General features: G+C 30.6%; 5 protein-coding genes and 1 pseudogene. 2 read left to right on the top strand and 4 right to left on the bottom strand.

What is annotated here, in order from left to right; translation table 11 throughout:
* Window positions 1-107 (top strand): DUF2920 family protein (locus ACLL8X_RS09200; protein ID WP_411990505.1); only part of this gene is annotated, 107 nt, incomplete at its 5' end.
* Here ACLL8X_RS09200 and ACLL8X_RS09195 read toward each other — a convergent pair.
* The 4 genes and pseudogenes from ACLL8X_RS09195 to ACLL8X_RS09180 all read right to left on the bottom strand — a co-directional run bounded on the left by ACLL8X_RS09195 (window position 97) and on the right by ACLL8X_RS09180 (window position 3,273).
* A complete protein-coding gene (locus ACLL8X_RS09195; RefSeq protein WP_411990622.1) occupies window positions 97-324 on the bottom strand; it encodes an acyl carrier protein in 228 nt (75 codons plus the stop codon). The genes ACLL8X_RS09200 and ACLL8X_RS09195 overlap by 11 nt on opposite strands.
* Window position 325: 1 nt before the next feature.
* Window positions 326-1,044 (bottom strand): annotated as a pseudogene (locus tag ACLL8X_RS09190) (formyltransferase family protein).
* Window positions 1,044-1,775 (bottom strand): GNAT family N-acetyltransferase, encoded by a 732-nt coding sequence (locus tag ACLL8X_RS09185; protein WP_411990621.1) that lies wholly within the window; start codon window positions 1,773-1,775, stop codon window positions 1,044-1,046. Before ACLL8X_RS09185 ends, ACLL8X_RS09190 begins: the two are co-directional and overlap by 1 nt.
* Window positions 1,762-3,273 carry an AMP-binding protein gene (locus ACLL8X_RS09180; RefSeq protein ID WP_411990620.1) on the bottom strand — a complete coding sequence of 504 codons (1,512 nt, stop codon included), beginning with the start codon at window positions 3,271-3,273 and terminating at the stop codon, window positions 1,762-1,764. Before ACLL8X_RS09180 ends, ACLL8X_RS09185 begins: the two co-directional genes overlap by 14 nt.
* Before the next feature lie 59 nt (window positions 3,274-3,332).
* Here ACLL8X_RS09180 and ACLL8X_RS09175 point away from each other — a divergent pair.
* On the top strand, window positions 3,333-3,902 hold a 570-nt coding region (locus tag ACLL8X_RS09175), incomplete at its 3' end, for a DUF2920 family protein (protein WP_411990619.1).

Genomic DNA, 3,902 nt, shown 5'->3' with positions numbered 1-3,902 from the left:
AGACAAGAAAATCCCCTATGAAAGAAAATTCCATCTCTTATCCTTGTGGAAATAAGATTTTTACTTTTAAAGATGTAGGGGATAAATTTGCCTTGTTTATTCGGTGAAAGCTTGGTTTAACATACTTTTAATACTTTGGAAACTTTCAAAATTTTCAGGCGTGATTAATTCGGCTTTTAAAGGCTTTTTATAAAATTTTTCTATTTCAGCAACCAAAGCCATAATATCTATGCTGTCGATGATATCTTCGCTAACTAAATTTTGCATATTTTCATCTATATCAGTTCTATCTATGTTGATAAAAAATTGTTTGATTTCTTGCATTTTATTCCTTTGTAATTTTTAAAATGGTATTATCGCTTAAATTTAAAATTAAATCAAGCTCATTAATTTCATAAAGCAAGATTTCTTTTTCTTCCCCAAAGATTTTCAGCTTGGCCTTAGGTATCCCGCTTAAAGCACCGCAATCCATAGCTCTTAAAAAGCGAGAGATTGTTTCTTTATCCCAGCTAAGATTTAGGTAGCCGTTGTTAGGCAAAGCTGATTTTTTGTGATACCCCCCCCCATAATTTGAGTTTTGAAAACTTTATTTTCTAAATTTTGTAGAGCTTTTTTAAATGAAGCTATGGCTAAGTTATGTTGAGCATTTAAGAGACTTAAGGCGGTAAAGTCATCATTAAGCTCGAACTCTTTTTGAATTAAAATATCGCCTGTATCTATACTTTCTTCAACCAAATGCCAAGAAATTCCCGTTTTGCTGTCTTTTTCCCATATGCTCCAAATTCTTGCATTGCATCCCCTGTGAAAGGGCAGTAAAGCATTGTGATAGTTGATGATAGTATTATTTTGAACACATTCTTTTTTAAAAATATAAGAATTATTTGCACTGACAATGAGACAATTCTTAAGATTTTTAAAAAAATCATCTAAATTTTCTAAATTTTTTAAAAAAATCACTTCCTGATTAAAAAACTCACTGGCTATTTTTTGGCATTCTTTGGCAACTTTTCCTGTGCCTAGTATGTAAATATTTAAATAATTCATTAGAAATTCCTGTAAAATTTTAAATTTATATCGTTAAAAACAAAACCCGCTCTTTGATAAAAATTGATAGCTTTTTCATTTTTTTCTTCAACAAAAAGTTTAAAGAATTTATTTTGAGTGTTTGCTAAAAAATAATGATTGAGCAAGGCAAAAGCGACATTTTTATATTTTAAATTTCTATCTACTGCTATAAAATCTAAAAAATTTGTATTGAATGTTTGAGTATAAATCAAAGCACCGCAGATTTTTTGATTTTCTTTATAGACGAGTATATTAGGTATCTTTTTCTCAATGCTTTCCTGTGAAAAATAAAATAAATATTTGTCAAAATATTTTCTAAAAAAGCTATAAAGCTCCTTGCTGTCTTCATAAAATGCTTGAGAGATGAAAGAAAAGGGAATAGGGTGTATATTTTCTTGGCTGAGTATCATTTGTTTGTGATTAAGAATTTCTTTAAAATGATTGAGTTTTAAAAATTCATTATGTTGTAGTAATTGCTTGTTTGTTTTGCTTAGTATTTTTATGTGGTTGGCTTTTAAATTAAAATCTTGTAAGTCATTGACGAAATAATACAACAAACCATCTGTAAGGTTATAAAAGAAAAAATTATGATTTTCTTTTTTTTGTAAAACGAGTTGCTGTGTTGAAATTTTTTCTTGGATTAAACTAAAATTATCGTGGCAATTGCTTAATTTAAATCCCTTGTAAAAATATTCTTCAAACGAGTTCATATAAGGCTTTTCTATTGATTTTGCTGTTTTGATTGAGTTTAAATTTACCTATTCTTATAAAATTTTTTGGAAGCATATAGCTAGGTAATTTATCCTTTAAAAAGGCTTTGAAATCAAGCTCTTCTTCGCTTTCATAAAAGCAAATGATTTTTTCTTTAAAAATACAAGCACACAAGATAACTTTTTGATGGGAATTTATCACACTTTCTATTTCTTCAAGTTCAATGCGATGTCCCATATATTTAATTCTATTATCATTTCTCCCGTAGCATAAAAGTTCGCCAAGTTCATTATAAGCGACTATATCGCCTGTTCTATAAAGCAAATCCAAGTAATGATTATGTAAAGGATTTTGTATAAAAGCCTTAGCCGTTTTTTCTTTATCATTATAATACCCTAAAGACAAAGAACTCCCCCGCACAAAAAGCTCTCCTTTGACGCTTGTTTGCTTAGGACTTATAAGCTTCATATCTTCATCAAAAACCAAAAGCTCTGTATTTTTGTAAGCTTTACCTATGGGTAGAATTTCGCTTTCTGAAAATTCCCTATCTAAAATATAATAACAACAAACATCAGTGATTTCTGTTGGACCATAACAATTTGCAAATAAAGCATTTGGAAGGTGTTTTCTCCAAATATTAAGTTGTTTAATAGGCATTATTTCTCCACCTACTAAAATTTTATTTAGTCTATTTAAAGGATAATTTTTTAAGTTTTCTTTATCTTGAACAAAATAAATCAAAACGGTAGGTTTCCAAAAAATCATAGTTATTTTTTCTTGCTCTAAACATTCTAAAATTTTATTTGGAAAAGCAAAAAGATGGTTAGGCAACAAATGCAATGTTGCTGCGGGTTTGATTGTCGCAAGTATATCGGGCAAAGAAGCGTCTGCATAGAGCGGTGCTTGATTGGCAATGATTTCGTTTTCATTTAGTTGAAAGGTTTCGCAAAAGTGAAAAGCGTAATCAATCACGCTTTTATGGGCTATGCTAACTCCTTTTGGAATGCCCGTGCTGCCACTGGTAAAAAACACATAGAGCAAATTCGTATCAATGTGCCTTTCTTTAGCGATTTGGATTAAGCTCTCATTTAGGCTAAAACTTTCAAAGTCTTCGGTGTAAAGAGTGGGGATATTTAAGTTAAATTTCAAGTTTTTAGCTGTGATAAAAAGCTTAGGCTTTAAAATTTCTAAAACCTTATCCACTCTTTCTTTAGGGCTTTTTTCATCTAAAAGCGTGTAAAAATTCCCACTCCTTGCCACTCCAAAAAAAGAAATCAAACAATCAATGCCCTTAGGCAAGATGATTAAAATAGGCTCTTGAGTGGGATTATCACTGCCTAAGCTTCTTAAAATTTCACTGGCAAGTTTTTTGGAATTTAAATCAAAATCCTTATAAGTAATCTCTTTTCTTTCCTTAGCAAAAGGCTCGACAAAGGCTATTTTTTCGCCAAATTTAGCCACGCTTTTTTCCAAAAAATCATAAATATGAGTAATCATCATTTACCTTTTTAGTTTTTTTCATTATAATAGCGTTAAATTAATTAAAAGGTCTTTATATGCTTATAAACCAAAGCTTTGAAATTCCAAGTTGTGATGATACTGAACTTAATATTAAACGCACTTCAAAGCTAGAATACCGCCTGACTTTTGATGATAGCAAAGAAAACAAAGCTTTGGTTTTTGTGATAGGCGGCTACGGCTCAAATGCTAATATTTCTTTTTTAGACTTTGATAGGCAGTATTTGGCTAAGAATTTCCCTGTAGTAGCCATCAATGTTTTTTATCATTGTTTTTGTGCAAGAAGAAGCATAGATGAGAAGTATAATCCCAAACTTATTCCCAATAAAGAAGACCTAGAACGCACCAATAGCATTTTGCAAAACATTGGTTTAGGCCATTTGTTTGCCAATGAGAATAATTTTGAGCAAATTCTTCCCCTTGTAGAGCAAAGAGCTGGAGAAATCAAACAAGCGGGTTTGGTTGATGAAAATGCGAAAATAGAATTTTATTGTGATTTTATCCCACCCAATGAAGACTATCAAAACTATGGCATTATGCCAGCGATTGACCATATTAATGCCCTTAAACATTTAGTGAAAACTTACCCTGAATTTAAAACCTTACCA

Origin of the sequence: Campylobacter parajejuni, assembly GCF_046764905.1 — a bacterium.
Classification (GTDB): Bacteria; Campylobacterota; Campylobacteria; order Campylobacterales; family Campylobacteraceae; genus Campylobacter_D.
The sequence above is the reverse complement of the archived record's forward strand: the minus strand, read 5'-3'. Positions and strand labels throughout refer to the sequence as shown.

What these genes read in the sequence shown, in the direction of transcription:
- ACLL8X_RS09185 (WP_411990621.1), bottom strand. Translation starts at nt 1,775, where the DNA reads ATGAACTCGTTTGAAGAATATTTTTACAAGGGATTTAAATTAAGCAAT.
- ACLL8X_RS09180 (WP_411990620.1), bottom strand. Translation starts at nt 3,273, where the DNA reads ATGATTACTCATATTTATGATTTTTTGGAAAAAAGCGTGGCTAAATTT.
- ACLL8X_RS09195 (WP_411990622.1), bottom strand. Translation starts at nt 324, where the DNA reads ATGCAAGAAATCAAACAATTTTTTATCAACATAGATAGAACTGATATA.